Raw genomic sequence first — 6,064 nt, 5'->3', positions numbered from 1 at the left:
ATTCAGTACATCAATCGGTCTTCGTGTATACGACTTCCTAGCAGGTGTAAAACGAAGCGAGCGTAGGAAGATGTTTAGCCGCGAAGAAACAATGAAAAAAGAACCGCTTGTGAAACAAGAAGGACTAAAAGGCGGCGGTTATTACGTAGAGTATCGTACAGATGATGCTCGTTTAACAATCGAAGTTATGAAAGAAGCAATTGAACATGGTGCAAAAGCAGTCAACTATGCAAAAGTAGACGGTTTCTTATATAAAGATGGAAAAGTATGTGGTGTACGTGTCGTCGATTTATTAGATGGAGAAGTGTATGAAGTATACGGTAAGAAAATTGTAAACGCAGCTGGACCTTGGGTAGATACATTACGTGAAAAAGATAATTCAAAAAGAGGAAAAGTATTGCAATTATCTAAAGGTGTTCACTTAGTAATCGATCAAAAACGTTTCCCACTAGGGCAAGCGATCTACTTTGATACACCAGACAAGCGTATGGTCTTCGCAATTCCACGTGGCGGGAAAACATATGTAGGTACAACTGATACGTTCTATGATAAAGACGCAGCAGTACCACAAATGACAACAGAAGATCGCACATATATCATTAATGCGATTAACTATATGTTCCCGAGCGTAAAAATTACAGAAAAAGATATTGAATCAAGCTGGGCTGGTGTTCGCCCATTAATTTATGAAGAAGGTAAGAGCGCATCTGAAATTTCTCGTAAAGATGAAATTTGGACTTCTGAATCTGGTTTAATCACAATTGCGGGCGGAAAATTAACAGGGTATCGTAAAATGGCTGAAATGGTAGTAGATTATGTAACGTCATTATTACAAAAAGAAGGACATAGTGCGTATCCGAAAAGTGAAACGAAGCATATGCCAATCTCTGGTGGACATGTAAGTGGATCAAAACAATTCCCAACATTCGTTGCGAAAAAAGTACAAGAGGGAACAAAATATGGTTTAACAGCAAAGCAAGCAGAAGAGTTTGCGAAATTCTATGGATCTAACGTAGATATTCTCTTTAACTTAGCAAAACAACATAAAGCAGAAGCAAAAGAATATAACATGTCGTTAGACGTGCTTGTACCGCTTGTATACGCAATGGACTATGAAATGACAGCAAAACCAGTCGACTTCTTCGTACGCCGCAGAGGAGCTGTATTCTTTAACATTCACTGGGTATATGAGTGGAAAGAAGCAGTCGTTGTATATATGGCAGCGAAATTAGGCTGGAGTAAAGAAGAACAAATGAAATATACAGCTGAATTAGAGAAAGCATTAAGAGACGCTGTCGTGCCTGTAGATCAGCAAGAACAAGCGGCAGCTCTAGCGTAAGTGTTTATTATACGTAGAATAGAAAGAAAAAGAGTTGTTCGATGGAACAACTCTTTTTCTCTTGCATTATTTACATTTTCCAAATATAAATGATTAATATACTCGTATTGACGATAAGAGCAAATATAGTCATAAAATCCGTTGAGTAACTTAACATAACGAAGAGTGAAAATAGTGCAGCAACAAGTGGAATGAACTTCTGTAAAGTAGTTACTTTTCCATTTTTGTGAAGCTGGTAAGATTTAAAAAAGATGAATAAGAAAACAACAGAGGTAAGTATTAATCCTGAATATCCCCAGCCATCCTCAATGAACCATGGTAAAGCTGCAACTCGTGATGTGAAAATAAATAAATTTAGTACGAGCATGCTAATCATTAAAGTATTTATAATAGTAATCGTGTTTGCTTTTTTCAATTGAATACCTCTCCAACATTTGATTTATTTTATATGTAAGTAGTTTCTGTTATAGCGTTAATTAGTGTGTAATTGATTTTTTTCTTTTACGTTTTCGTCTTTAAAATATGTAAAGTTTTTCTTTTCAGTTCTATACATATCTTCTTTTATGAGACCAGCTTTATATTGAACATCTAAAAACTGAAGCTCTTCATCCCAAATTTTGATATTTAGCTGAAGGCAATTTTCACGCTGCGTTGTTGTTAAATCATCTAGGTGTTTTGGTTCCTTATTTGGATCTTTTGTGTTATCAACACGAATTCCATAATTCAGTTCTAATTTCTCTAGTTGTTCATATAATTCATCTAATTGTTTTCTTTGTTTCATCACTAAATCAACTTCTAGTATTGTAATATCGGGATTGATTGTTTTGAAATGTGCTAGCTCTTCTTTATAGATTTCAGTTTTTGTACCTGTATTTGCAAATGCAATCGTTGATAACCCCATTACGATACCAATGGATAATGTTGCAATCATAATTTTTTTCATATCATTCAATTCCTTTCATCGTTTCATATCAATTTCATCTTTTTTACTGCGACAGTTTTGTCACTTCTTTAAATCTTTTTTCAATTTCATCTAACTCAAATGAACTACATACTCTACAGTCTTCAGCGTCTAAAATTCTATAATGCTGCGAAAGAATATTTTGTTGTATTTTATAACCGTTTAACTCCTTTATTTGTCGCCACCATACTTTTCCTCCTAAAGTCTTCGGGAAACTCATATCGTAATGTGAAAAAGCAATCATTTTAATAATTTCGTTCACATCATCACCAAATGCCATTTGGATCGTCTCACTATGTTCAAAAAGCGTTACAACACAAACTGCACCTGACCATGTGAGCGTGCGTCTACCTTTTTCGATTTCCACTAATGTTTTCTTTGATAAACCAATAATTTCAGCCATTTTATCCTGTGATAAATCACTTTCAACGCGAATGAGCTTTAATTTCGCATGAAAGAATGGAAATATTACTTATTCGGAGAAAGTAGGAAGAGAAGATAGTAAGGAGGGAGAAGAATGAGTTTAGCAAGTTATCTCGCATTAACGGACAGTAACACTCCCACCTCATAAAGTTTCACTTTATGAGGTGTCAACTGGTTGGGGAATTGAGATTTCGAAATATACGTACCAAAGGATTTGCACGGAATCAAAGGAGAAGCTAAACAGACTATGTRCAATAATGAATGAATATCTGGAATAAGTGGATTATTTTGAACTGTATAGTTGTTGGATTGGGGAAGAAGGTGAGATCACTCTTAAACTTAATAGCTTTGATATAGACAAGATTACTATTCCTGAAAAAACATTGGTGAGGTTTGAAAAATAAACCTTACTTTCCTAATTGCAATGTTAGTTGAAATAAAAACAATACTTTTTATGCTTTTTCATGATTTTTGGTTATAATAGCATACGGGTTAAGGGAAGATTTTTATCTTCCCTTGTGTTTTTATCTGCATCTAGCTTTTTGCTAGATGCTTTTTTAGCTCGTTTCCTAGACAGGATGGGAGCACAATGAATGCAAAATAAGCTGTCAGGGACGCCTGACAGCTTATTGTAATTAAATTATTTCTTCTCTTTTTCAGCTTTTGGAGTCTCAAAGGTATCTTTTAAATCTTTATCTTCAACCTTCACATCAGCTTTTTTAAGTTCTTTGTCTTGAAGCTCAGCCATGAATTGAGGATCTTGTTTTTTCTTCTCAACTAGGTCTTTTTTAATGTTTGCTTTTTCTTCTTCAAATGGTTTTTGTTCTTTAATATCAGTTACTTTGATGATATGGTAACCGAATTGTGATTTTACAGGTTCACTTACTTCATCTTTTTTCAATTTATATGCAGCATCTGTAAATTCTTTTACCATTTTACCAGGTCCGAAGTAGCCTAAGTCGCCGCCTTTTTCAGCAGAACCTTTATCTTCTGAGTATTGTTTTGCAAGTTCTTCAAAAGATTTACCTTGTCCAAGTTCTTCTTTTACTTTTTTCGCAGTTGCTTCATCTTTTACAAGGATGTGACTTGCTTTAATTTCAGGTTTATAATTCTCTTTTAATTCTTTGTCAGTGATACTGCTTTCAATAGCTTTGTCCATCGCTAATTCAGCGCGAACGCTTTCTTTAAATGAGTCTTTTGTAAAGCCTTGTTGTTTTAAAGCTGCGTCAAATTGATCGCCAAGTTGCTTTTTGTATTCATCAACTTTTTTGTCAACTTCTTTATCGTCGACTTTATGGTTTTTAACAAGTACTTTCTCAAGTACCATACCACGTAAAATTTGTTTACCAGCTCTGTCTTTCATTTTGTTGTAAAGGTCTTCTTTTGAAATGTCACCCGCTTTAGATGTAACGATTTTGTCAGATGATCCACATGCTGATAAGGCAATCAAACTTGTTGCTGCTAAGGCAAGCATAGCTTTCTTCATTCAATAAACACTCCTACTATTATGTATTTTTAATTTATCCCGCACAAATGGCAAGCGTCCTCATTTCAGATGATGCTTGTCCAAAAGAGCCCGATTAAGTCTCACTGGTTTCGCTTTCTTATAAAGTTAAAAGCCTGCTTAACAGGGCTTACCGAGGCTGAGGATAAAATCTAGCTGAAGGTAATTTTATTCTATAGTATAAGCAATATGTACAAAATTTAATATACCATATTTCGACGTCTTTTCCTATTGATAAAGAAAAATTACCCATTTGTTTATAAAGATTGTCAGATTGGGAATGAGTACCATATTGGGCGCGTGTAGCATATATAGGAAAGAGGAGAGGGGATGGGTGAATGAATTCATCACTTATTTTATTGGTTGTACTGTTTATTTTATTAGTCATTATAGGTATAATTTGCTTATAGAGGAAAAAATGAGGAAGGGGCTTTCCTTCCTCACTTTGCATGAAATATAATTTCTATATAACTAGAAATTAATAGAATGGTAATACATATATTAATAACCCGAAAAGCGCTCGTTTGTCGGCTCTCGGATAGTTGTTTCCGTACACACAGTGTATGTGTCAGGAAATTCGTGTAGAATAGAACAATAAGTGCAAATGTGACAAAAACAATTTCTATAAGAGTCACGAGGAGATACCTCCTTTTGGCCAAAATACATATACTTTTATATATTGTATCATACGATATTTTGTTCGTGTTATAAAATTCAGAAATAGAAGACCTTGTGTTAGAAAGTGAGGGGGAAAATGGACGTTGTAAAACGACTAGAGCAAGCTGAATATTATGTAGAACTTCTTTTCCAAATGATCGATGAAGATAAGTGTCCATTTTATTCTTTAATTATAAAGAATAAAGCTCGTAAAAAAGATATTGAACGTATACTGAATCTTTGTGAACAATTGAACGAACAATACATAGTAGAGAAACAAGAAGGCTTACTTTTGTTTGATGCTCTTTTGGAGCAGTTTGAAAAAGCGCTTCCACATCAGCTCGAAGTAAACGAGACTGCAGAAGCGCTACATAGACAGGGCTTATTTCAGCCAATTATGCAAGAATTTTTACGCATGACAGCGAAAAAATAATCAATATTATTTTTTAATTAATTTTTGATCGTGTTCCGTAAAATTTTCCTCAATATTTTCTAGTGATTTCTCAAAAATATCGATAAAATCTTGTCCATAAATATTTCTTAAAATCGCGATTAACTCGATATTTTCTGGGAACTTACCATAAAAATTGCGAAGTGCAAGAGCGCCATTAAAGACCGAATTATTTTCAGGGTCATACTCCTCCATTAATTGCAGCAGCAATGTTTCCCCTTTTTCTGTAATTTCAATATACGTATTTCGCTTATCATCTTCTTTTTTTGAAAATACAAGATAGCCGCGCTCTTCAAGTTTTTTGGAAAAGTTAAATGCAGTTGATACATGCATAACGCCAAACTTTGCAATCTCAGAAATAGAGGCCCCTTTTAAATGATAAGCAATGGATAAAATATGATGTTCGTTAATGTTTAAATCATATGGTTTAATCCACTGTTGCCAATCTTTTTCTACGCATTTCCATAATGCCTTCGATAATTGAGCAATGCGTTGACTGAAAATCATGGCTTCTTTTACCGAATAATCTTTTTCTCCACTTTTCATTTACTCACCCACTTTTACATTCTTATTCATTAGTATCTATTATGCCAGTAAAATAAAAATTAATAAAGTCTTTTTGTGAGAATTGTGAAAATTTTTAGGAAAAATTATATTCTTGTACGAATCATGCATAACTGTGGAAGCGTTTTAGGTGTCATAACTATATGTGTTATCTTCACGTAATAG

Annotated in this window: 9 protein-coding genes; 3 read left to right on the top strand and 6 right to left on the bottom strand. The window is 34.0% G+C overall.

Annotated elements, in window-relative coordinates; translation table 11 throughout:
- Positions 1 to 1,339 (top strand): glycerol-3-phosphate dehydrogenase/oxidase (locus AC1DIT_RS26770; RefSeq protein ID WP_476998538.1); only part of this gene is annotated, 1,339 nt, incomplete at its 5' end.
- A 70-nt stretch (positions 1,340 to 1,409) separates the two neighbouring features.
- Here the strand turns inward: AC1DIT_RS26770 and AC1DIT_RS26765 are convergent.
- The 4 genes from AC1DIT_RS26765 to prsA all read right to left on the bottom strand — a co-directional run bounded on the left by AC1DIT_RS26765 (position 1,410) and on the right by prsA (position 4,209).
- Positions 1,410 to 1,754, bottom strand: a complete 345-nt coding sequence (locus AC1DIT_RS26765; RefSeq protein WP_016132561.1) for a hypothetical protein — start codon at positions 1,752 to 1,754, stop codon at positions 1,410 to 1,412.
- Positions 1,755 to 1,811: 57 nt separating this feature from the next.
- On the bottom strand, positions 1,812 to 2,282 hold the full coding sequence (locus AC1DIT_RS26760) for a hypothetical protein (RefSeq protein ID WP_016132562.1): 471 nt from the start codon (positions 2,280 to 2,282) through the stop codon (positions 1,812 to 1,814).
- A gap of 43 nt (positions 2,283 to 2,325) precedes the next feature.
- Positions 2,326 to 2,769 carry a helix-turn-helix transcriptional regulator gene (locus tag AC1DIT_RS26755; protein WP_033671010.1) on the bottom strand — a complete coding sequence of 148 codons (444 nt, stop codon included), beginning with the start codon at positions 2,767 to 2,769 and terminating at the stop codon, positions 2,326 to 2,328.
- Positions 2,770 to 3,363: 594 nt separating this feature from the next.
- Positions 3,364 to 4,209: a peptidylprolyl isomerase PrsA gene (prsA, locus tag AC1DIT_RS26750; protein WP_016113659.1), complete on the bottom strand. Its 846-nt coding sequence runs from the start codon at positions 4,207 to 4,209 to the stop codon at positions 3,364 to 3,366.
- A 356-nt stretch (positions 4,210 to 4,565) separates the two neighbouring features.
- Here prsA and AC1DIT_RS26745 point away from each other — a divergent pair, with 356 nt between their 5' ends.
- The gene (locus AC1DIT_RS26745) at positions 4,566 to 4,637 is read left to right on the top strand and encodes a YjcZ family sporulation protein (protein ID WP_224796251.1); all 72 of its coding nucleotides are present in this window, start codon (positions 4,566 to 4,568) and stop codon (positions 4,635 to 4,637) included.
- A gap of 30 nt (positions 4,638 to 4,667) precedes the next feature.
- Here the strand turns inward: AC1DIT_RS26745 and AC1DIT_RS26740 are convergent, their stop codons facing one another.
- Positions 4,668 to 4,862 carry a hypothetical protein gene (locus AC1DIT_RS26740; protein WP_016113660.1) on the bottom strand — a complete coding sequence of 65 codons (195 nt, stop codon included), beginning with the start codon at positions 4,860 to 4,862 and terminating at the stop codon, positions 4,668 to 4,670.
- A gap of 119 nt (positions 4,863 to 4,981) precedes the next feature.
- Here AC1DIT_RS26740 and AC1DIT_RS26735 point away from each other — a divergent pair, with 119 nt between their 5' ends.
- On the top strand, positions 4,982 to 5,317 hold the full coding sequence (locus tag AC1DIT_RS26735; protein ID WP_016113661.1) for a DUF1878 family protein: 336 nt from the start codon (positions 4,982 to 4,984) through the stop codon (positions 5,315 to 5,317).
- 6 nt (positions 5,318 to 5,323) lie between these two features.
- On the opposite strand, the gene AC1DIT_RS26730 is transcribed toward AC1DIT_RS26735, so the two are convergent.
- On the bottom strand, positions 5,324 to 5,881 hold the full coding sequence (locus tag AC1DIT_RS26730) for an HTH-type transcriptional regulator Hpr (RefSeq protein WP_016113662.1): 558 nt from the start codon (positions 5,879 to 5,881) through the stop codon (positions 5,324 to 5,326).
- Positions 5,882 to 6,064: the final 183 nt, after the last annotated feature.

Source organism: Bacillus sp. 05T22 (assembly GCF_056396765.1).
The sequence above is the reverse complement of the archived record's forward strand: the minus strand, read 5'-3'. Positions and strand labels throughout refer to the sequence as shown.